Source organism: Oerskovia sp. PE-21s (assembly GCF_056158145.1).
In genome coordinates this window covers 140,400-161,798 of record NZ_JBUXJM010000009.1, presented here as the reverse complement: position 1 = coordinate 161,798, position 21,399 = coordinate 140,400, and the positions used below count along the sequence as shown (strand labels likewise).

The 21,399-nt window shown below is 72.7% G+C and carries 17 protein-coding genes; 1 reads left to right on the top strand and 16 read right to left on the bottom strand.

The window, feature by feature from the left end:
- Positions 1 to 31: 31 nt before the first annotated feature.
- The 14 genes from ACZDYF_RS16885 to ACZDYF_RS16820 all read right to left on the bottom strand — a co-directional run bounded on the left by ACZDYF_RS16885 (position 32) and on the right by ACZDYF_RS16820 (position 18,560).
- On the bottom strand, positions 32 to 1,498 hold the full coding sequence (locus ACZDYF_RS16885) for a glutamate synthase subunit beta (RefSeq protein ID WP_191791280.1): 1,467 nt from the start codon (positions 1,496 to 1,498) through the stop codon (positions 32 to 34).
- Positions 1,491 to 6,050 (bottom strand): glutamate synthase large subunit, encoded by a 4,560-nt coding sequence (gene gltB, locus ACZDYF_RS16880; RefSeq protein WP_191791281.1) that lies wholly within the window; start codon positions 6,048 to 6,050, stop codon positions 1,491 to 1,493. Before gltB ends, ACZDYF_RS16885 begins: the two co-directional genes overlap by 8 nt.
- Before the next feature lie 141 nt (positions 6,051 to 6,191).
- Positions 6,192 to 7,103 carry a prolipoprotein diacylglyceryl transferase gene (lgt, locus tag ACZDYF_RS16875; RefSeq protein ID WP_225227231.1) on the bottom strand — a complete coding sequence of 304 codons (912 nt, stop codon included), beginning with the start codon at positions 7,101 to 7,103 and terminating at the stop codon, positions 6,192 to 6,194.
- A gap of 5 nt (positions 7,104 to 7,108) precedes the next feature.
- Positions 7,109 to 7,972 (bottom strand): tryptophan synthase subunit alpha, encoded by an 864-nt coding sequence (gene trpA / locus ACZDYF_RS16870; protein ID WP_475059971.1) that lies wholly within the window; start codon positions 7,970 to 7,972, stop codon positions 7,109 to 7,111.
- Positions 7,969 to 9,225, bottom strand: a complete 1,257-nt coding sequence (gene trpB, locus ACZDYF_RS16865; protein WP_191791284.1) for a tryptophan synthase subunit beta — start codon at positions 9,223 to 9,225, stop codon at positions 7,969 to 7,971. Before trpB ends, trpA begins: the two co-directional genes overlap by 4 nt.
- A gap of 47 nt (positions 9,226 to 9,272) precedes the next feature.
- Positions 9,273 to 10,085, bottom strand: a complete 813-nt coding sequence (gene trpC / locus ACZDYF_RS16860; RefSeq protein WP_191791285.1) for an indole-3-glycerol phosphate synthase TrpC — start codon at positions 10,083 to 10,085, stop codon at positions 9,273 to 9,275.
- A gap of 195 nt (positions 10,086 to 10,280) precedes the next feature.
- Positions 10,281 to 10,736: a DUF2752 domain-containing protein gene (locus ACZDYF_RS16855; RefSeq protein WP_191791286.1), complete on the bottom strand. Its 456-nt coding sequence runs from the start codon at positions 10,734 to 10,736 to the stop codon at positions 10,281 to 10,283.
- A 41-nt stretch (positions 10,737 to 10,777) separates the two neighbouring features.
- Positions 10,778 to 11,374 carry a DUF4190 domain-containing protein gene (locus ACZDYF_RS16850; RefSeq protein ID WP_191791287.1) on the bottom strand — a complete coding sequence of 199 codons (597 nt, stop codon included), beginning with the start codon at positions 11,372 to 11,374 and terminating at the stop codon, positions 10,778 to 10,780.
- Positions 11,375 to 11,507: 133 nt separating this feature from the next.
- A complete protein-coding gene (locus tag ACZDYF_RS16845; RefSeq protein ID WP_191791288.1) occupies positions 11,508 to 11,783 on the bottom strand; it encodes an HGxxPAAW family protein in 276 nt (91 codons plus the stop codon).
- A gap of 79 nt (positions 11,784 to 11,862) precedes the next feature.
- Positions 11,863 to 12,594 carry a Trp biosynthesis-associated membrane protein gene (locus ACZDYF_RS16840; protein WP_475059962.1) on the bottom strand — a complete coding sequence of 244 codons (732 nt, stop codon included), beginning with the start codon at positions 12,592 to 12,594 and terminating at the stop codon, positions 11,863 to 11,865.
- A complete protein-coding gene (locus ACZDYF_RS16835; RefSeq protein WP_475060048.1) occupies positions 12,591 to 14,159 on the bottom strand; it encodes an anthranilate synthase component I in 1,569 nt (522 codons plus the stop codon). The genes ACZDYF_RS16840 and ACZDYF_RS16835 overlap by 4 nt, the downstream gene beginning before the upstream one ends.
- A gap of 14 nt (positions 14,160 to 14,173) precedes the next feature.
- Positions 14,174 to 14,593 carry a phosphoribosyl-AMP cyclohydrolase gene (hisI, locus tag ACZDYF_RS16830; protein ID WP_475060040.1) on the bottom strand — a complete coding sequence of 140 codons (420 nt, stop codon included), beginning with the start codon at positions 14,591 to 14,593 and terminating at the stop codon, positions 14,174 to 14,176.
- A 128-nt stretch (positions 14,594 to 14,721) separates the two neighbouring features.
- Positions 14,722 to 16,488: an ABC transporter ATP-binding protein gene (locus ACZDYF_RS16825; RefSeq protein WP_475060034.1), complete on the bottom strand. Its 1,767-nt coding sequence runs from the start codon at positions 16,486 to 16,488 to the stop codon at positions 14,722 to 14,724.
- 146 nt (positions 16,489 to 16,634) lie between these two features.
- Positions 16,635 to 18,560: an ABC transporter ATP-binding protein gene (locus ACZDYF_RS16820; RefSeq protein WP_475060031.1), complete on the bottom strand. Its 1,926-nt coding sequence runs from the start codon at positions 18,558 to 18,560 to the stop codon at positions 16,635 to 16,637.
- Between the two features lie 296 nt (positions 18,561 to 18,856).
- On the opposite strand from ACZDYF_RS16820, the gene ACZDYF_RS16815 reads away from it, so the two are divergent.
- Positions 18,857 to 19,588: a TIGR03085 family metal-binding protein gene (locus ACZDYF_RS16815; protein ID WP_475059958.1), complete on the top strand. Its 732-nt coding sequence runs from the start codon at positions 18,857 to 18,859 to the stop codon at positions 19,586 to 19,588.
- 69 nt (positions 19,589 to 19,657) lie between these two features.
- Here the strand turns inward: ACZDYF_RS16815 and hisF are convergent, their stop codons facing one another.
- A complete protein-coding gene (hisF, locus tag ACZDYF_RS16810) occupies positions 19,658 to 20,428 on the bottom strand; it encodes an imidazole glycerol phosphate synthase subunit HisF (protein WP_191791291.1) in 771 nt (256 codons plus the stop codon).
- Positions 20,429 to 20,431: 3 nt separating this feature from the next.
- Complete coding sequence (locus tag ACZDYF_RS16805) at positions 20,432 to 21,352, bottom strand: FKBP-type peptidyl-prolyl cis-trans isomerase (RefSeq protein WP_475059952.1); 921 nt, start codon at positions 21,350 to 21,352, stop codon at positions 20,432 to 20,434.
- Positions 21,353 to 21,399: the final 47 nt, after the last annotated feature.

Below are 21,399 nucleotides of genomic sequence, written 5' to 3'. Positions count from 1 at the left end.
ACCGGACTCCGGGGCGCGTCTCACTGTCCTGTCATGCTCTCAGCGACACGGTCGACGCGCGCACCGGAGCGGGCAGCTCGCTGCTGCCCTGCAGGTACGCGTCGACCGACGCCGCCGCGGCACGACCCTCGGCGATCGCCCACACGATGAGCGACTGGCCCCGGCCGGCGTCGCCCGCGACGAAGACACCCGGCACGGTGGCCGCGAAGTCGTCGCCGCGCGCCACGAGCCCGCGCGCCGTCAGCTCGATGTCGGACTGCGCCGAGAGCGAGTCCGTCTCCGGCCCCGTGAAGCCCATGGCCACGAGCACGAGATCGGCAGGGATCTCCTTCTCGGTGCCGGCCTTCGGGACACGACGGCCGTCGGGGAGGTACTCGGTCTCGGCGACGACCAGCGCGCGCACCCGACCGTCCTCGTCCGCGAGGAACTCGACGGTCGAGGCCAGGTAGGCGCGCTCACCACCCTCCTCGTGCGAGGACGAGACCTCGAACAGGATCGGGTCGGTCGGCCAGGGCTGGCTCGCGGCCCGCTCGCGCGGCGGCTGCTTGCCGATCGCGAGGGTCGTGACACTCGCTGCGCCCTGCCGGAGCGAGGTGCCCAGGCAGTCGGAACCGGTGTCTCCACCGCCGATGATGATGACGTTCTTGCCCGTCGCGACGATCTGGTCCTCGACCGTCCCGCCCGCGACCACGGTGTTGGCCTGGTGCAGGAACTCCATCGCGAAGTGCACGCCGTCCAGGTCGTTGCCCGGCACCTGGAGCGCGCGCGGGATCGTCGCACCCGTGGCGAGCACGACGGCGTCGAACCGACGCCTCAGCTCGTCCCAGGTGATGTCCACGCCGATCTCCACGCCCGCGCGGAAGCGCGTGCCCTCGGCCTCCATCTGCGCGAGACGGCGGTCGATGTGCGTCTTCTCGAGCTTGAAGTCCGGGATGCCGAACCGCAGCAGGCCGCCGATCGCGGCGTCACGCTCGTACACGACGACCGTGTGGCCGGCGCGCGTGAGCTGCTGCGCCGCGGCGAGCCCCGCCGGCCCCGACCCGACGACGGCGACCGTCGAGCCCGTGAGGCGCTGGGGCACGTGCGGCGTGACGAAGCCTCGAGCGAACGCCTCGTCGATGATCGAGACCTCGACGTTCTTGATCGTCACGGCCGGCTGGTTGATACCCAGCACGCAGCTCGACTCGCACGGAGCCGGGCACACGCGCCCCGTGAACTCCGGGAAGTTGTTCGTCTCGTGCAGCCGCTCGCTGGCCTCGGCCCACTGGTCACGCCACACCAGGTCGTTCCACTCGGGGATGAGGTTCCCGAGCGGGCACCCCTGGTGGCAGAACGGGATGCCGCAGTCCATGCAGCGGCCCGCCTGCTCCTTGAGGAACGGCTGCCCCTCGACACGGTGCTCGTGGACGTCGCGCCAGTCGCGCAGACGGACCTCGACAGGGCGGTTGGGCGGGAGCTCACGCTCCCGCACCTTCAGGAATCCGCGGGGATCAGCCACGGGCCACCTCCAAGATCTGGTCCCACACGCCGGGGGCGGCAGGATCGAGACCGTCGAGCTCGGCCTGCGCGAGCGCCTTGCGCACGCGGGCGAACTCGGCCGGCAGGATGCGCGTGAAGCGAGCGCGGGCCGCGTCGAAGTCCTCGAGCAGCTCGGCCGCGACGGTCGAGCCCGTCTCCTCGAGGTGCGTCCGGACCAGGCCCTCGACGAGCGCGGCGTCCGCGTCGTCGAGCGGGTCGAGCAGCAGCTCGCCCGAGGACACCCCGGTCGTGTTCATCGCCTGCGGGCGCAGGTCGAGCACGTAGGCCGTGCCTCCCGACATCCCCGCGCCGAGGTTGCGCCCGGTCGGACCGAGGATCACGACCGAGCCGCCGGTCATGTACTCCAGGCCGTGGTCGCCCACGCCCTCCACGACGAGCGTGGCACCGGAGTTACGGACCGCGAAGCGCTCGCCCACCAGGCCGCGCAGGAAGATCTGCCCGGACGTGGCGCCGTAGCCGATGACGTTGCCCGCGACGACGTTGCTCGACCCCGTGAGGACCGCGGCACGGTCCGGACGGACGATGATGCGTCCGCCCGACAGCCCCTTTCCGACGTAGTCGTTCGCGTCGCCGAACAGGCGCAGCGTGATGCCTCGCGGCAGGAACGCGCCCATCGACTGACCGGCCGACCCCGTGAGGGAGACGTCGATCGTGTCGTCGGCCAGGCCCTCGCCGCGGTACCGCTTGGTCACCTCGTGACCCAGCATGGTGCCCACGGTGCGGTTGACGTTGCGGATCGGCAGGGCGATGCGCACGGGCTCGCGGTTCTCGAGCGCGTCGGTCGCCAGCGCGATGAGCTGGTTGTCCAGCGCGCGCTCGAGGCCGTGGTCCTGCGTCGTCGTGTTGCGCAGCGACGAGCCCTCGACCGGCTGCGGCTTCTCGAGCACGGGCCCGAGGTCGAGACCCTGGGCCTTCCAGTGCTCGACCGCCTTGCGCGTGTCGAGCGCCTCGACGTGGCCGACGGCCTCCTCGATCGAACGGAACCCGAGGCGGGCCAGGTGCTCCCGCACCTCCTCGGCGATGAACTCGAAGAAGTTCACGACGAACTCCGGCTTGCCCGTGAAGCGGGCCCGCAGCTCGGGGTTCTGCGTCGCGACGCCGACAGGGCACGTGTCCAGGTGGCACACGCGCATCATGACGCAGCCCGAGACGACCATGGGTGCCGTCGCGAAGCCGAACTCCTCGGCGCCGAGCAGCGCACCGATCACGACGTCGCGCCCGGTCTTCATCTGACCGTCGACCTGGACCACGATGCGGTCGCGCAGGTTGTTCAGCACGAGCGTCTGCTGGGTCTCGGCCAGGCCGAGCTCCCACGGGGTGCCCGCGTGCTTGAGCGAGGTCAACGGGCTGGCGCCCGTGCCGCCGTCGTGCCCCGAGATGAGGACGACGTCCGCGTGCGCCTTGGACACACCGGTCGCCACGGTGCCCACGCCGAACTCGCTCACGAGCTTGACGTGCACGCGAGCCGACGGGTTCGCGTTCTTGGCGTCGTGGATGAGCTGCGCCAGGTCCTCGATCGAGTAGATGTCGTGGTGCGGCGGCGGGGAGATGAGCCCGACGCCCGGCGTCGAGTGACGCGTCTTGGCGACCCACGGGTAGACCTTGTGGCCCGGCAGCTGACCGCCCTCGCCGGGCTTGGCGCCCTGGGCGAGCTTGATCTGGATGTCGTCCGCGTTGGTCAGGTACTCGGACGTGACGCCGAAGCGGCCCGACGCGATCTGCTTGACCTTCGAGCGACGCTCCGGGTCGTACAGGCGCTCGGAGTCCTCCCCGCCCTCCCCCGTGTTCGACCGTCCGCCGAGGCGGTTCATCGCGATCGCGAGGGTCTCGTGCGTCTCGGCCGAGATGGAACCGTAGGACATCGCGCCGGTGTTGAAGCGCTTGACGATCTCGCTGACCGGCTCGACCTCGTCGACCGACAGCGCGGGGCGCTGCCCCTCCTGGAACTCCAGGAGCCCGCGCAGCGTCATCAGACGCGTCGACTGGTCGTCGACCCGCTGGGTGTACTGGCGGAAGACGTCGTACCGGCGCTCGCGCGTCGCGTGCTGCAGGCGGAAGACCGTCTCCGGGTCGAAGAGGTGCTCCTCGCCGTCACGGCGCCACTGGTACTCGCCGCCCGTGGTGAGACGGACGTGCGCCTGGTGGTTGCCCGAGGCCGGGTAGGCCTCGGCGTGCCGTGCGGCGACCTCGGCCGCGAGGACGTCGAGGCCGATGCCGCCGAGGCGGCTCGTGGTCCCGGCGAAGTAGTCCGCGACGAGCTCGTGCGAGAGCCCGAGGGCCTCGAAGACCTGCGCACCCCGGTACGAGGAGATGGTCGAGATGCCCATCTTGCTCATGACCTTCAGGACGCCCTTGCCGAGCGCCTTGATGAGGTTCTTCACCGCCTGCTCGGGGCTGACCGTGACGAAGCCCGACTTGGCGAGGTCCTCGACGGTCTCCATCGCGAGGTACGGGTTGACCGCGGCCGCGCCGTAGCCGATCAGGAGGGCCACGTGGTGCACCTCGCGGACGTCACCGGCCTCCACGACGAGCGAGACCTGGGTGCGCGTGTGACGGCGCAGCAGGTGGTGGTGCACCGCGCTCGACAGGAGCAGCGACGGGATCGGCGCGAGCTCCTGGTTCGAGTCACGGTCGGAGAGCACGATGAAGCTCGCGCCCTCGGCCACGTGCTGGTCGACCTCGGCGAAGATCTCCTCGAGGCGCTCCTGGAGCGCCTCGCCGCCGCCGCCGACGGGATAGAGCCCCTTGACGGTCACGGCCCGGAAGATGCCCTCGAGGGCCGGGTCGCGGTCGACGCGCAGGATCTTCGCGAGCTCGTCGTTGTCGAGCACCGGGAACGGCAGGATGAGCTTGCGGGCGTGCAGCGGGCTGTCGTCCAGGAGGTTCGGCTCGGGGCCGATCGCCCCGCCGATCGACGTCACGAGCTCCTCGCGGATCGCGTCGAGCGGCGGGTTCGTGACCTGGGCGAACATCTGCGTGAAGTAGTCGAACAGCAGCCGCGGACGGCTCGACAGCACCGCGATGGGCGTGTCGGTGCCCATGGCGCCGAGCGGCTCGGCGCCCGTGCTCGCCATGGGCGTGAGCAGGATCCGCAGCTCCTCCTCGGTGTACCCGAACGCCCGCTGGCGACGCTGGACCGAGGCGGGGCTGTGCGCGACGTGCTCGCGCTCGGGCATGCGGTCGAGGTAGACCGAGTTGTCGGCGACCCACTGCGCGTACGGACGCTGCGCGGCGAGCTGCCCCTTGATCTCCTCGTCCTCGATGATCCGGCCCTGGCCGGTGTCGACGAGGAACATGCGGCCCGGCTCGAGCCGGCCCTTGCGCACGATCGTGGCGGGGTCGAGGTCCAGGACCCCGGCCTCGGACGCCAGGACGACGAGGCCGTCCTCGGTCACCCAGTACCGCCCCGGGCGCAGCCCGTTGCGGTCCAGCACGGCGCCGATGAGGGTGCCGTCGGTGAAGTTGAGGCACGCGGGGCCGTCCCACGGCTCCATGAGCGTGGAGTGGTACTCGTAGAAGGCCCGACGGTCCGGGTCCATCTCGGTGTGGTTCTCCCACGCCTCGGGGGCCATCATCAGGACGGCGTGCGGCAGCGAGCGGCCCGACAGGTGCAGCAGCTCGAGCACCTCGTCGAAGCTGGCGGAGTCGCTCGAGCCCTCCGAGCAGACCGGCAGCAGCGGACCGAGGTCGCCCAGCTTGTCGCTCGCGAGCATGCCCTGGCGGGCGGCCATCCAGTTGCGGTTGCCCCGCACCGTGTTGATCTCGCCGTTGTGCGCGATCATGCGGAACGGCTGGGCCAGCGGCCACGACGGGAACGTGTTGGTCGAGAAGCGCGAGTGCACCAGGACCAGCTCGCTCGCGTAGCGCGGGTCCGAGAGGTCCGGGAAGAACGGCTCGAGCTGCGCGACGGTCAGCATGCCCTTGTAGGTGAGCGTGCGCGAGGACAGCGACGCGAAGAACAGCCCCAGCTCGTGCTCGGCACGCTTGCGCAGGCGGTACGTCCGACGGTCCAGCTCGAGGCCGGACAGCTCGCGGGTCAGGTCGGCGACCACGAGCTGGCGGAACGTCGGCATCGAGGCGCGCGCGCTCGGCCCGACGAGGTCCGCGGTCACGGGCACGTCGCGCCAGGCGAGGACGACGAGCTTCTCCTCGGCCGCGATGGCCTCGACCTGCCGGACCGCCTCGGCCGCAGCCACGGGGTCCTGCGGCAGGAAGGCCATGCCGATCGCGTAGTGGCCCGCGGGCGGAAGCTCGACGTCGACGACGTCCCGCACGAAGGCGTCGGGGATCTGGGTCAGGATGCCTGCCCCGTCACCGCTGTTCTCCTCGGCGCCGACGGCGCCGCGGTGGTCCAGGTTGAGCAGGGCCGTGAGCCCCGCGTCAACGATGTCGCGTCCGGGTGTGCCGCGGAGCGTCGCCACGAAGGCGACACCGCACGCGTCGTGCTCGGCCACAGGGTCGTACAGGCCCTGTGCCGTAGGCGCAGCAGCCCGGTGCAGCGGCGTGGTCATCAACACCGTCCTCACAGGCGCCCGGCCATGGGCCGGGCTTGGATCCAACTTGGGGGATTGTGGGACTTCATCGGCCCAACGGACATGACTGAACCTGCTGGATGGTTGTCCAGCGGGTTCGCCTATGAAAAGACGGATGCTTCAGCGACCTGGGTCGGGTCTGGCAGCATCTGCCTGCTCGGGCTCCGCAGCATCGAGCGATACTGTCTCTTCGCGCCCTGGGTTTCGGCGCCCGACAACGATAAACGCTATCAACGCACCGACTCCGACCAGGATGGAGGTCCAGACGTTCAGTCGGAGACCGAGCACCAGCTCGGCGTCGTCGATGCGTAGCATCTCGATCCACACGCGGCCAAGCGTGTAGAAGAGAACGTACAGCCAGAATACCCGACCGTGACCCAGCCTGAAGCGACGGTCGAGGTACATGAGCAGGAAGGCCGCCGCGACGTTCCACAGCATCTCGTAGAGGAAGGTCGGGTGGAACAGCGTCCCGGCCCCACAGGTCAGGCCTGCGTTGCTGCACACGTAGTCGGCGATGCTCGGGTCGACCTCGAGCCCCCACGGGAGCGTGGTCGGGCTGCCGAAGAGCTCCTGGTTGAACCAGTTGCCCAGCCGCCCGATCGCCTGGGCGAGCAGGAGGCCCGGGGCGAGCGCGTCCGCGAACGCCGGGAAGCTCACCTTCTGGCGGCGGCACCCGATGTAGGCGCCCACGGCCCCCAGGGCGATCGCGCCCCAGATCCCGAGGCCTCCGTCCCAGATGCGCAGGGCCTTGAGGGGGTCGCCGTCCGGGCCCCAGTACGCGTCGGGAGAGGAGATGACGTGGTACAGGCGCCCGCCCACGATCCCGAAGGGCACGGCCCAGAACGCGATCTCGAGGACGTCGTCGGCGTCGCCACCACGCTCGACCCACCGCTTGCGCGTGAGCCACACCGCGACGGCGATGCCCGCGAGGATGGCGAGCGCGTAGGCGCGCAGCGGGAAGGGGCCGATGTACCAGGTGTGCTCGGAGGGGCTGGGGATCGAGGCGACCACGGGCCCGACGGCGGAGACCAGCCCGTTCACGCCGTCACCTGCCCGGTGGTCCCGTCGGCGGTGCGAGCCGTGCGGACCCCCTCCGCCAGGTCGCGGGTGACAGCGCGCAGGTTCTCGAGGCGCTCGTCCCACGGCTCGTCACCGAGGAGCGGACGGACGAAGGCCGAGCCGACGATCACGCCGTCGGCGTAGCGACCGACCTGCGCGGCCTGCGCGGCCGTCGAGACGCCGAGCCCCACGCACACGTGCTCGCCCCCCGCGGCGCGGGTCGCGGCGACCAGCTCCTCGGCCCTGCTGCCGACCTCGGCGCGGACTCCGGTCACACCCATGGTCGAGGCTGCGTAGACGAAGCCGCGCGACGCGGCCGCCGTCAGGCGCAGGCGCTCGGGGGTCGAGCTCGGCGCGACGAGGAACACCTTGTCGAGGCCGTGCGCGTCCGCGGCGGCGATCCACTCGCCGGCCTCGTCCGGGATGAGGTCGGCCGTGATGAGCCCGGCTCCCCCGGCGGCAGCCAGGTCGCGGGCGAAGGCCTCGACGCCGTAACGCAGCACGGGGTTCCAGTAGGTCATGACGAGCACGGGGACCCCGAGCGCGGCCACGGCCTCGACCGCGGTGAAGACGTCACGCACGCGCGTGCCGCCCGCGAGCGCGTGCTCCACCGCGCGCTGGATGACCGGTCCGTCCATGACGGGGTCCGTGTACGGCAGGCCGAGCTCGATGATGTCGACCCCGGACTCGACCAGCGCCGTGGCGGCCTGGACCGTCCCCTCGACGCTCGGGTAGCCGACCGGCAGGTAGCCGATGAGCGCGGCACGCCCCTCCGCCGCCAGCTCGTCGATCCGCGCCGACGTCGCGTGGGGGGCGCGGACGCCCCCGACGGTCCCGCTCACAGGCTGCTCCCTTCGCCGTCGACCACGGTGTCCGCGTCGATCAGGTCGAACCACCGCGCCGCGGTCGCGACGTCCTTGTCCCCGCGGCCCGAGAGGTTCACCAGGATCACGGTGTCCTCCTTGCCCGCGGCCTGCGCCTCGCGGCCGATCCGCAGCGCACCGGCCAGCGCGTGCGCCGACTCGATCGCGGGGATGATGCCCTCGGTGCGGCACAGGAGGCGGAAGGCCTCCATGGCCTCGACGTCGGTCACGGGCTCGTACGTCGCCCGGCCCAGGTCGTGGAGCCACGAGTGGGCCGGCCCGACGCTCGGGTAGTCGAGCCCTGCGGAGATCGAGTGGCTGGGAAGCGTCTGCCCGTCCTCGTCCTGCATGAGGTAGGAGCGTGCGCCGTGCAGCACGCCCGGGGCGCCACCGCTGAACCGGGCGGCGTGCTTGCCGGTCGGGACGCCCTCTCCCCCGGCCTCGAAGCCGTAGAGCGCGACGTCCTCGTCGTCGAGGAACGCGTTGAACAGGCCCAGCGCGTTCGACCCCCCGCCCACGCACGCGGCGAGCGCGTCGGGCAGGCGACCGATCCGGTCGAGGATCTGTGCGCGCGCCTCCTCACCGATGATGCGGTGGAAGTCGCGGACCATCTCCGGGAACGGGTGCGGCCCGGTGACGGTGCCCAGCAGGTAGTGCGTGGTGTCGACGTTGGCGACCCAGTCGCGCAGCGCCTCGTTGATCGCGTCCTTGAGGGTGCGCGAGCCGATCGTGACCGGGACGACCGTCGCACCGAGCAGGCGCATGCGCGCGACGTTCAGCGCCTGGCGCTCGGTGTCCTCCTCGCCCATGTAGACGACGCACTCGAGGTCCATGAGCGCCGCGGCGGTCGCCGTGGCCACTCCGTGCTGCCCTGCGCCGGTCTCCGCGATGACACGCTTCTTGCCCATGCGCTTGACGAGCAGCGCCTGGCCGAGCACGTTGTTGATCTTGTGCGAGCCGGTGTGGTTGAGGTCCTCGCGCTTGAGGAAGACGCGCGCACCCCCGGCGTGCTCCGCGAAGCGGGGCACCTCCGTGAGGGGGTTGGGGCGCCCGGTGTACTCGCGGTGCAGCCGGGCCAGCTCCTCCTGGAAGGTCGGGTCGACGACGGCCTTGCGGTACTCGGCCTCGAGCTCGTCGAGAGCGGCGATCAGGGCCTCCGGGACGAAGCGTCCGCCGAAGTCCCCGAAGTAGGGGCCCTGCTGGTCCTGCAGGGAACGTGTTGCGTCGGGCACGCGGCCTGACCTCCTCGGTACGGGATCTGGGGGTGTCGGGGGCTTGCTCAGTGTCGGACGGACCACAGGGACGGGTGCGAGCCCGCCGCGACGAGGTCGGCGACCGACGCACGGGGCGCGGCGTCCGTGACGAGGGCCTCGCCCACGAGGACGGCGTGCGCGCCGGAGCGGGCGTAGTCCATGACGTCGTGCGGTCCGCGCACCCCGGACTCCGCGATGCGCACGTACTCGTCGGGGATCGCCGGAGCGAGCCGGGCGAAGGTCGTGCGGTCGACCTCGAGCGTCTTGAGGTCGCGAGCGTTGACGCCGATGACACGGGCACCGGCGTCGATCGCGCGCGAGACCTCGTCGAGCGTGTGCACCTCGACGAGGGCCGTCATGCCGAGCGAGTGGACCCGCTCGACGAGCGACGTCAGGACCGTCTGCTCGAGGGCCGCGACGATGAGCAGGACGAGGTCCGCCCCGTGCGCGCGGGCTTCCCAGACCTGGTAGGGAGTGACGACGAAGTCCTTGCGCAGGACCGGGATATCGACCTTTCCCCGCACGGCGTCGAGGTCCGCGAGGCTGCCGTTGAAGCGCCGCTGCTCGGTGAGCACCGAGATGACGGCAGCGCCGCCCTTCTCGTACTCCGAGGCGAGCGACGCGGGGTCGGCGATCGCCGCCAGGTCGCCCTTGCTGGGGCTCGAACGCTTGACCTCGGCGATCACGGCGACGGCGTCCTCGGCCTTGAGGCGGCTGATGCAGTCGAGCGCCCCGTGCACACGCGAGGCGCGCTCCTTCAGCTCGTCCAGGGTCGTCCTCGCCTGGCGCTCCGCAAGGTCCTCGCGGACTCCCGCGACGATGTCCTCCAGAACCGTCATGTGATATCTCCCCGTGCTCGTCGTCGACTCCGTGCCACCTGAGGCTCGCGCGTGTGCGCGGGGACCGTGACGGGTCACCCGCAGCATCTCTCCGCGAACCATTGACAGGGAGATACCTGCCATCGTAGAGCCGCCCGAGAGTGACCAGGGACACGTGTCACCCCGCGAGACGTGCCCCGCACCCCTGCCAGGACCTCAGACCGGGCCCAGGAACGGTGCCATCACGGGGACGTTCCGCGCGATCCCGAACCCGACGAGGACCACGAGCCCGACGACCCCGACCCACGGCGGGACCGCCCTCGCGGTCGTGCCTCGCCACGCCCGCCGGACCCACAGGGCCCAGGCGACGACGAGGAACGGCACGACCAGCACCCAGAGCGGGTTCATGGCCCACGCCCCCGCGAGGTCTCCCGTCGCGAGGTCGTGCGTCGCGCGCAGGCCCCCGCACGCAGGGCACGCCCACCCGGTGAGGGCGAGCAGCGGGCACAGCGGGTAGCCACCCTGGTGCGGGTCCACGAGAGCGAGGAGGACGGTGCCTGCCGCCACGCCCGCCCCGACCGCGAGGGACGTGCGCAGGGCGCTCCTGCTCGGCCGGCCTGCCTCGGCGAGAGCCGTCGTCGACGGAGCCGGTGACACCGGTGGTCTCGTCATCGCCGCGCTCCCCGCTCGTCCCGCACCGCTCGTCGGTCTCGTCAGTAGTACGTCGAGTCGAACTCGGCGTTCGCCAGCCCGAACGCCAGCGCGATCACGAAGAAGACGATCACGAGCACCGACAGCGCCGACGCGACCCAGCCGAGGATGACACCCGCCTGCGCGAGCCCGCCGTTGTTCGCCTCGCCGGCCTCGACCGCGCGCTTGGCCTTCGTGCCGACGATGATGGCGGGGATGCCCGTGAGGAACCCGCAGGACAGCACGAACGACGCGATGCCCAGCACGAGGGCCCAGATGCCCAGGTCGTTGCGGGGGAAGTAGCCGTAGCCCCCCGGAGCGGGGTACGGCGAGGCTCCGTACGGGGCCTGCGCGGGTGCGCCGTAGGGCGGCTGCACGGGCGGCGGGTACGAGTACCCGCCCTGCTCGCCGCCGGGCACCGGCCCCGGGGCAGGCTGCCCCGTCGGCGTCGCGTAGGGCGACCCGGGCTGCGCAGGCTGCCCGGGGTAGGTCGGGTAGCCGGGGTGCCCGGGAGCCGGTGGGGGCGTCTGCCCCGGGGCGTGCGGCTCCACCGGCTCGCCACCGGGCTGCTCGCCCTCGGGGCGGTAGGGGTCGTTCGGGGGGGTGGGTGGGTAGCTCATGGTGCGACCTGCTCTCTACGAGACGGCTGCGCGGCCCGGGCGATGCCGGGTCTGCTGCCGGTGGTACGGCACGCGCCACGCACCGGAGATGGTGCGCGGCGCGTGGAGGCACGTCCGGGCTCTCGCCCGGGGGTCAGTGCTGCGTCGTCGTCCGGGGCGCGACCCCGGGCTTCGGCTGGCCGTACCCCATGTTGCGCAGCACGCCACCGCCGACGAGGGCGAGGGCGACGACGACCATGCCGACCCAGAAGAGCCACACCTGGGCCATCGCGACGGCGACACCTGCGACGACCGCGCCCACGATGATGCCGATCATGGTGAACCAGGCCGCGACGGTGTGCCCGTGGTTCGTGGGAGGTGCCGACGGCGGCAGGTAGGAGATCTCGGTGGTCTGCGGCTTCTCGGCCATGGGGATGTGCCTTTCGTCAAGATGTGCGCCCAGCCTATCGGACGCGGGTCGGTCTGTTCCTGCTGGCAGGACGTGATGTTCAGCGGTCGGTGGGGTCCTCGCCGCGGGTCAGCGAGTCCCACGTCTCCTGCTCGTCCGGCTCGTCACCCTCCGAGGGGTCGGCGGCGTCGTCCGCCGTGGCGCCCGCAGACGCGGTCGACGAAGCCTCCGGGCGGTCCGTCGTGCCCGACGACGCGCTCCCGGGGCGGACGATCTCGTGGCGGTTGGAGACACGCCCCCACGACGGCGACGAGACGGCGGTCCAGAGGGCCACCAGGACCACGAGCACGCCCACCGCGCAGGCGACGTAGGGCCACGGCGTCAGGACGATGTCGCTCGTCATGTCCGTCACGCCGGTCGCCTCGGCGACCGCCGTCCGGGCGGCCTGCGTGGGGTCGCGCAGGATCGCGGCGGCCGACGCCGCGACGACGACCCCGCTCGCTGCGGTGACCAGGAGCACGAGCCAGCGACCGATCCGACCGACGAGACCGAGGGCCAGCGCGCTGGCCACGACGACCAGCGCCCCCGCGCCGACGCCCGGCGCGGCCGAGGTGCCGGCGACGTGGACCAGGACGTCAGGGTCCAGGGGCGTGGCCCCCGTGGTGCGCAGCCAGGTGGGTGCGGCGGCCGCGAGGGCGCCGCCGCCGAGCACGAGCAGCAGGAGGATCGCGCTGCGACGCGCCAGGCGCCACGAACGCGGCTGCCGGGCGGCCGCGGAGGGACCACCGGTCCCGGCTCCTGCTCCTCCTGCGGCCCCGGACGCCGCGGTCACGACAGGCTCCGCAGGCGCGCGGCGAGCTGGACGGCGCGCACCGCGGCGGCCGCCTTGTTGCGCGACTCCTCGTACTCCAGCGCAGGCACCGAGTCGGCGACGATCCCGCCGCCCGCCTGGACGCTCGCGCGTCCGTCGCGGATCAGGGCCGTGCGGATCGCGATGGCCATGTCCATGTTGCCGTCGAAGTCGAAGTAGCCCACGGTCCCGCCGTAGATGCCGCGCGAGGCGGGTTCCAGCTCGTCGATCAGGGCGATCGCGCGCGGCTTGGGCGCTCCCGAGAGCGTGCCCGCGGGGAACGTGGCGCGGAGCACGTCGAGCGCCCGTGCGCCCTCGCGCAGCGTCCCGACGACGGTCGAGCACAGGTGCATGATGTGGCTGAACCGCTTGGTGGCCATGAACTCGACGACCTCGACCGAGGCCGGGTCGCAGACCTTCACGAGGTCGTTGCGCGAGAGGTCGACGAGCATGATGTGCTCGGCCCGCTCCTTGGGGTCGGCCAGCAGCTCCTCCCCCAGCGCGACGTCCTGCTCGGGCGTCGTGCCACGCGGCCGCGATCCCGCGATGGGGAACGTGACCACGTGCCCGTCGTCGACCTTGACGAGCGTCTCGGGGCTCGACCCGACCACGGCGAAGTCCGCCCCGTCGGCGTCCGTGAGCTGGAAGTAGTACATGTACGGGCTCGGGTTGATGGTCCGCAGGGCCCGGTAGACGTCGAGCGGTGGGGCCGGGCAGTCGAGGTCGAGCCGCTGGGAGATGACGATCTGGAAGACCTCGCCCTCGCGGATCGCTTCCTTGCCCGCGAGCACGGCGTCCTCGAACTCCTCGCGCGTCGAGCGGAACTCGAGCTCGGGCTCGGGGACGTCCGCCACGACCGCGGTCGTGGACCCGCGGCCGGTGCCGGCGACGAGCTCGCCCTGCATCCGGTCGAGGCGCGCCACGGCGTCGGCGTAGGCCTCGTCGACGCGCTCGTCGGTGTCGTCGAAGTTGATGGCGTTGGCCACGAGCCACACGCTGCCCTCGCGGTGGTCCACGACCGCGAGGTCGGTCGCGAGGCACAGCGTGACCTCGGGGACGCCCAGCTCGTCGGGCGCGTTCGCGGGCAACGTGGGCTCCCAGTGGCGGACGACGTCCCACCCCAGGGCGCCCGCGAGCCCACCCGTGAGGGGCGGCAGACCGTCGATCGCGGGGGTGCGCAGCGCGTCGAGCGTCCGTTCGAGCACGTCGACGACGTCCCCGGACGTCGGGACGCCCGCGGGGACGTCGCCCGTCCACACGGCCTGGCCGTCGCGCGCGGTCAGGGTCGCGCGCGAGGCCACGCCCACGAACGAGTAGCGCGCCCAGGACCCGTCGACCTCGGCGGACTCCAGGACGAACGTGCCCGGGCGTCCCTGCGCGAGGGTGCGGTACAGGCCCACGGGCGTGACGTCGTCGGCCAGGAGGCGGCGGACCACCGGGACCACGCGGCGCGACGACGCGAGCGCGCGGAACCCCTCGACCGTGGGCCAGGTCTCGCCCCACGGCAGGCCCGCGGCGGGCACCACGGGGACGGGCGGGCTGGTCACGGGGGTCGGTCCGGTCACTGCGTCTTCTCCTCGGAGGTCTCGGTCTCGGGGCGGGTCCCGACGACGGCGCCCAGGTCCCCGCCCGCCTCGAAGCAGGTGCGGGCACCCGTGTGGCACGCTGCGCCGACCTGGTCCGCGCGGACGAGCAGCGCGTCGCCGTCGCAGTCGATCGCGACGGACTTGACCCACTGCGCGTGGCCCGACGTGTCGCCCTTGCGCCAGTACTCCTGCCGGGAGCGCGACCAGAACGTGACCCGGCCCGACGTCAGGGTGCGACGCAGCGCCTCGTCGTCCATCCAGCCGAGCATGAGCACCTCACCGGTGTCGTGCTGCTGGACGATCGCCGCGACGAGGCCGTCGACGTCGCGCTTGAGGCGCGCGGCGAGGGTCGCGGGCAGCGCAGCGGGAGCGGCGGCGGACGTCTCGCCGGAGATCTTGTCCGCAGGGACGGGTTGGTCTGCGGTCGGGGCTGCGTTCTGGGGCACCCGAGAATCCTGCCAGATCCCCCGGGTCCCCTCGTCCGCGGTCCGCGCCTCGGCCGTCCCACCGACCTCCCCGGTGCTCATCGGGTCTGCGCGACCCAGGACGCGTGCATCGACGCGTAGACGCCGCCCGCGGCCGCGAGCTCGGCGTGCGGGCCGACCTCGACCACGTGCCCCGCGTCGACCACGACCACGAGGTCGGCGGCCTCGGCGGTCGAGAGCCGGTGCGCGATCGTGATGGTGCTGCGACCGGCCGTGAGCGAGTCGAGGGCGCGCGCGATGCGCACCTCGGTCGCGGGGTCCACGGCCGAGGTCGCCTCGTCCAGCACGAGCAGGTCGGCCTCGGCCAGGTAGGCGCGCGTGATCGCGACGAGCTGCCGCTCCCCCGCGGACAGCGCCTCACCCCGCTGCCCGACGGCGGAGCCCAGCCCGTGCGGAAGGTCCGCGACCCAGTCGGTCAGGCCGAGCTCGGCGACCGCCGCGTCGATGCGCCCGGCGTGCCGGGTGGCGGCCTGCGCGGAGGCCTCCCCCGTCGGCCGGCCTCCGGGCTCGGACGCGTCCCGCACGCCGTACGCGATGTTCTCGGCGAGCGTCCCGTCGAACAGGAAGCCCTCCTGGGGCACGAGGACCACGCGCTCGCGCAGGCTCGCGGCCGACAGGTCGCGCAGGTCCACGCCGTCGAGCCGGACGGCGCCCGACGTCGGGTCCATGAGGCGCGTCACGAGCTTGGCGATCGTGGTCTTGCCCGACCCCGTGGCGCCGACGACCGCGACGGACGTGCGGGCCGGGAAGTCCAGGTCCACGCCGTGCAGGACCTCGGGGCCGTCCGGGTAGGCGAAGCGCACGTCCTCCAGGGTCACGTGGGCCGGCCCGCGCGGCGAGCGCACGCCCTGCTCCCCCTTGTCGACGACCTGGATCGGGGTCTCGACGACCGCGAGGACCCGGCGCCAGCCCGCGACCGCGTTCTGAAGCTCGTTGAGGATCTCGGTCGCCATCTGCACGGGCCCCGTGAAGAGCTGGACGAGGAACAGGAACGCGAGGAGCTTGCCCGCGGTGATCGACCCGTCGATGCCCAGGAGGGTGCCCACGACCACGACGACGGCCAGGACCAGGTTCGCCACGAGCACGCCGCTCGAGAAGACCGTCGAGACGAGCTTCTGCGCTCGGACCATGCCCGTGCGCGTGCTCTCGACGGCCACGTCGACGCGACGCCCGGTACGCTCCCCGACGCCGTACGCGCGGATCGTCTCGGCGCCCACGACCGACTCCGAGATGGCGCCGAGCATCGCGCCGACCCGCTCGCGCAGCGCGGTGTACGCGGCGTTCACGTGCTTCTGGGCGGGACGCAGGATCAGGAAGAGCGGCACGAAGCACGCCCACACGAGCAGCGTGAGCTGCCACGAGTAGAACGCCATGAGGATCGTGGCGGCACCGATCTGCAGCACCGAGACGAGCAGCATGATGCCGCCCCACTGGACGAACAGCGAGATGGTGTCGACGTCGCTCGTGACGCGCGAGACCAGGGCCCCGCGCCGCTCGGTGCTCTGCGTGAGGACCGACAGGTCGTGCACGTGCCGGAACGCGCGCACGCGCAGGCTCGCGAGCCCGGCCTCGGTCGAACGGAACAGGCGCACGTTGACGAGCGCCGAGCACAGGCCCGCGACCACCAGGACGAGGGCCGCGAGCCCCACGAGCAGCGTCACGCGGTTCGTGTCGGGTCCGCCAGGGGCCATGATGCCGCTGTCGACGGTCTGCTGGACCGCGATCGGGACGACGATGCGCCCCAGCGCTGCCGCGACGGCCAGGAGCAGGGTGATCCACACGCCCTGGAGGATCTCCGGGGACATCTGGACGCCCTTGCGCAGCGTCGCGAACACGCCCAGCGAGCTCGCCGAGGCGATCCGTGCGCCGGTCGCGTCCTCGACGACGACCTCGGGCTTCGTGGTGCGGCCCCGGCGGCGACGCTCGCGGGGCTCGGTGGTGGTCGCGGTGCTCACTCGGTCACCGTCCCTTCCTCGGCGTGACGCACGATCTCGTCGGTCTCCTCCTGCTCGCAGCGTTCGATCTCCTCGCGCTGCTCGTCCCCCCGGTCGTGCTCCTCGCGCCCGACCGGCAGGTCGCCGTCGAGCTCGTCGGCCTCCGCGCGGCGCTCGGCCTCGCGCTGGTAGGCCATGGCCAGGTCGCGGTAGCCGGCGTCGCGAGCGAGCAGCTCGTCGTGCGTCCCGACGTCGACGACCCGGCCCGACTCGACGTGGACCACCTGGTCCGCGAGCGCGACGCTCGACATGCGGTAGGCGACCATGACGACCGTGGGGTGCTCCGCCGTCGGGCCTGCCGTGGCCGCGCCCGTCGGGCCGTCGCCCCGCAGCCCGGCGAGGATCTGCTGCTCGACGCGCGGGTCGACGGCGGAGGTCGCGTCGTCGAGGACCAGCAGTCGCGGGGACCGCACCAGGGCGCGCGCGATCGCTAGCCGCTGGCGCTGCCCGCCCGACAGGTTCGAGCCCCGCTCGCCCAGCGGCGAGTCGAGGCCGCCGGGCAGGCGCGAGACGACGTCGTCGACCTTGGCCAGGCGCAGCGCGTCCCACACCTGCTCGTCGGTCGGGCCGACGCCCTCGTCCGCGAGCGTCACGTTGGAGCGGACCGTGTCCTCGAAGATGAACGTGGACTGCGCGACGAGAGCGACCTGACGCGTGAGGTCGGCCGCGAGCGCGCCGCGCACGTCGACACCGTCGATCAGGACCCGGCCACGCGTGGGGTCCGAGAGGCGGGCGAGCAGGGACACCAGCGTGGTCTTGCCAGCGCCCGTCGGTCCGACGACCGCGATCGTGCGCCCGGGCGCCAGGTCGAGCTCGACGCCGTCGAGCAGGGTCACGTCACGACCACCCGCGCGGACGTCGACGCCCACGTCCTCGAAGCGCACGTGCGCGCCCCGCGTCGCGGCAGGCAGGCGCTGCGCGCCCGCGACCGGGATACCCGGGGCGTCGAGCACGCTCGCGATGCGCTCGTAGCCGACGAGCGCGCGCGGCAGCTCACCCAGGACCCACCCGAACGCACGGACCGGGACGGCCATGATCGTCAGCAGGTACGCCGCCGTCACGATCTCGCCCGTGTCGACCGCGCCGGCCGACACGCGGGCGGCTCCGACCCCCAGGACCAGGAGCGTGCCGAGCGAGGGCAGGAGCTCGATGACCGGGTCGAAGAACGCGCGGACCACGCCCACGCGGACGTTGGCAGCGCGCAGTTCGTCGGTGCGCGCCGCGAAGCGCCGCTCCTCGCGTGCCTCGGTGCCCAGCGACTTGACCAGCAGCGCGGCCTCGAAGCTCTCGTGCGCGACGTCGGAGACCTCGGCACGCAGCTGTTGCGCGTGCGTGATCGCGGGCGACATGTACTTCTGGAAGACGACGTTGACCGCGACCGCGACCGGGATGACGATCAGCGCGGCGCACGCGAGCCACACGTCGATACGGAACAGCATGACCGCGGACACACCGATCATCACGACGACGCCCAGGGCGAAGGGCAACGGGTTGAACACACCCGTCGCGGCCTCGACGTCCGAGTTGGCGTTCGACAGGAGCTGCCCGGCCGGATGGCTCCGGTGCCACGACATGGGCAGGCGCAGGTACTGGTGCGTGACGGCCGTGCGGTGCCTCGCCTGGATGTTCGCGTAGCCGTAGCCCGCGAAGATGCGCCGCCCCGCGACCGTGAGCGCGAGCGTCACGGCGATGCCCACCAGCACGAGCCCCGCGAGCCACAGGTCGCCCCTGGCGTCGGTGTCCCCCGCGAGGGCCGGGACGACGACCTCGTCGGTGACCCGGCCGACCGCGAGGCTGATGCCCACGGTCGTCGCCCCGAACAGCGCGGAGGCCCCGATCGCGAGGATGTAGATGCGCCACTCGGACCGCATGCCGCGCCCCATGAGCTGGAGCGAGCGTCGCGTGCGCGACCCGGTCAGGGCGTGGCGGCGCGTGCTCGACGCCGACGACGGTGCGGGCGCAGGGGACGCTGCCTGCCCGGTTGACCCTGCGGGTGCGCCGGAGTGCGGGTGGGTGGGCTCCGACCGGCCGGGCGCAGCGTCGGTGCGCGCGTCCTGGGGCCGGGGCGTGGTGTTCGTGGGGGTGCTCCGTCGCGCGGACACGGACGATCCTCGTCTTTCGTGGGGGTTGGCACGATCTTCTCACACGGGACACGGCGTGCTCGTGCGAGCATGGCCGGATGCAGCCCACCGCCTGGCACGCCCACGAGCGAGCCGCTCTCGTCCACGCCCTCACCCAGGCAGGCCCCGACGCCCCGACCCTCTGCGAGGGATGGCGCACGCGCCACCTCGCGGCACACATGATCCTGCGCGAGCACCAGCCCTGGACGCAGGCCGGTGCGAACGGCGGGCCGCTGCACGGCTGGTCCGATCGCCACCTCCAGGAGCTCGCCGCGACCGCGCTCGAGCCCGGCGGGTACGCAGCGCTCCTGGCCCGCGTCGAGCAGCCGCCCGCCGCCTGGAGCCCGTGGTCCTGGGCCGGGGACCTCGTCAACCTCGCCGAGTACTTCGTGCACACCGAGGACGCGCGACGCGGCACGTGGGACGCGGGGCCGGGTGACTCCGGGACGGACGCCAGCGGCACGAACCCCTCGGACGGGCGCGCCCGCGACCTGCCGCCCGGCCTGCGGGACGCGCTCTGGACCCAGCTCCGCCGCGCGGCGCCGCTGTTCTTCCGCCGATCCCCCGTGGGGGTCGTGCTCGTCGTCCCCGGCGGGCAGCGCCTGGCGGTCAAGGCGCCCCCGTCGCGTCCGGCCGAGGACGGCCGCCTCCACGGCACCGTCGTCGTGACGGGCCAGGTGGGCGAGCTCGTGCTCCACGCGTTCGGCCGCGGGCGCCACGCCGGGGTCACGTTCCAGGGCGACGCGGCCGACGTCGAGGCGCTCGGCACGGCGGTGCCCGGGCCGCGCTGAGGCGCGCGCCGCCGTCGGGCAACGCTGAGGCGCGCGCCGCCGTCGGGCAACGCTCAGGAAGTCACGGTCTCAGCGGACCAGCAGGCCGGCCTCGCGCATGTGCGCCTTGACGTCACCGATCGTCAGGGTCCGGAAGTGGAACACGCTCGCGGCCAGGACGGCGTCCGCGCCGGCGTGCGCGGCCTGCGCGAAGTGCTCCGGGGTGCCCGCTCCACCGCTCGCGACGAGCGGGACCGTCACCTCCGAACGCACCGCGCCGAACATCTCCAGGTCGAAGCCGCCGGTCGTGCCGTCGGCGTCCATCGAGTTCAGCAGGATCTCGCCCGCGCCCAGCTCCGCCGCGCGCACGGCCCACTCGACAGCGTCGATCCCGGTCCCCCGGCGCCCGCCGTGCGTCGTGACCTCGAAGCCCGACGGCGTCCGCACCTCGCCGGTGACGCGCCGCGCGTCGACCGAGAGCACCAGGACCTGGCTGCCGAACCGGTCGGCGATCTCCGCGACGAGCTCGGGGCGCGCGATCGCCGCGGTGTTGACCCCGACCTTGTCCGCCCCCGCACGCAGCAGCTTGTCGACGTCGTCGGTCGTGCGCACGCCCCCGCCGACCGTGAGCGGCACGAAGACCTGCTCCGCCGTGCGGCGCACCACGTCGTAGGTGGTCTCCCGGTTGCCCGACGAGGCCGAGACGTCGAGGAACGTGATCTCGTCGGCCCCCTCCGCGTCGTAGCGCGCCGCGAGCTCGACCGGGTCGCCCGCGTCGCGCAGGTTCTCGAAGTTGACGCCCTTCACGACGCGTCCTGCGTCGACGTCCAGGCAAGGGATGACACGGACCGTGACCGACATGAGCTACTGACCTTCCGTTTCTTGGCCCGGCGTCTCGTCGATGACCGGGAAGTGCGCGTCCAGGATGTCCACCACGTACACGAGCGTCTCGTCCGCGTAGGCCCGCCCCGTCCCCGCGTAGGCGAGCTCGGGCGGGACGACGAGCAGGACCTGGCTGCCGACGCTCTGCTCCAGGAGCCCGCGCTCCCACCCCTCGATGATCTGCCCGATGCCGATCATGGTCGACGCCGGCTTGGTGCCCTCGACCCAGTTCGAGTCGAAGACCTCGCCCGACGACCAGGCGACCCCCGTGAAGCGGACCGTGATCACCTGCCCGGCCTCGACCTGGACCCCGCCGCCCCGGACCAGCGGCTGGACGACCAGGTCCCCCGGAGGGGCGGTGTCCGCGGGGATCGTCACCGTGGGCGCGCCGTCCTCGTCGAGCACCACCCCGGGCAGCCCCTCGACCGCGGGGATCTCCTCGCCAGAGGCACGGGTCGGGAGCACGTCGATGACGAGGACCAGGGGGACGTCGTTCGCCTCCTCGAGGTACATCACGCGCGCCCCGACGCGCTGCCCGACCAGGAGGTCGACGATCTCCGACCCGGCCTCCGCGTCCGTCAGGACCAGGGAGGTCGGGGCGTCGGTGTAGGTGTTCTGGAGCACGGTCGCGTCGCGCCCGTCGAGCGCGTACATGTTGAGCAGGACGTCCTGTCCCTCGACGATCTCCGCGCCCGTCCCCGGGACGACGACCACGCCGCGCTCCTCGGGGACGCTCAGGGGCTGCTGGAACTCGACGACGGGCGGGTCCCCGATCATGCCGGAAACCGTGACCTCGGTGTTCGCGGACGACTCGCGGCGCTCCGGCAGCTCCGAGCAGGCCGTGGTGGTCAGTGCGAGCACCACGGCGACGACGACGGACGACCAGTGGTGCTGGCGGCGCACGGAACTCCTCAGGCGAGCGGGGACGGGGTGCCCCCACCCTAACGGTG

What these genes read in the sequence shown, in the direction of transcription:
- hisF (WP_191791291.1), bottom strand. Translation starts at nt 20,428, where the DNA reads ATGTCGGTCACGGTCCGTGTCATCCCTTGCCTGGACGTCGACGCAGGA.
- ACZDYF_RS16855 (WP_191791286.1), bottom strand. Translation starts at nt 10,736, where the DNA reads ATGACGAGACCACCGGTGTCACCGGCTCCGTCGACGACGGCTCTCGCC.
- gltB (WP_191791281.1), bottom strand. Translation starts at nt 6,050, where the DNA reads ATGACCACGCCGCTGCACCGGGCTGCTGCGCCTACGGCACAGGGCCTG.
- ACZDYF_RS16820 (WP_475060031.1), bottom strand. Translation starts at nt 18,560, where the DNA reads ATGGGGCGCGGCATGCGGTCCGAGTGGCGCATCTACATCCTCGCGATC.
- ACZDYF_RS16815 (WP_475059958.1), top strand. Translation starts at nt 18,857, where the DNA reads ATGCAGCCCACCGCCTGGCACGCCCACGAGCGAGCCGCTCTCGTCCAC.
- ACZDYF_RS16845 (WP_191791288.1), bottom strand. Translation starts at nt 11,783, where the DNA reads ATGGCCGAGAAGCCGCAGACCACCGAGATCTCCTACCTGCCGCCGTCG.
- trpC (WP_191791285.1), bottom strand. Translation starts at nt 10,085, where the DNA reads ATGACGGTTCTGGAGGACATCGTCGCGGGAGTCCGCGAGGACCTTGCG.
- ACZDYF_RS16825 (WP_475060034.1), bottom strand. Translation starts at nt 16,488, where the DNA reads ATGTCCCCGGAGATCCTCCAGGGCGTGTGGATCACCCTGCTCCTGGCC.
- ACZDYF_RS16850 (WP_191791287.1), bottom strand. Translation starts at nt 11,374, where the DNA reads ATGAGCTACCCACCCACCCCCCCGAACGACCCCTACCGCCCCGAGGGC.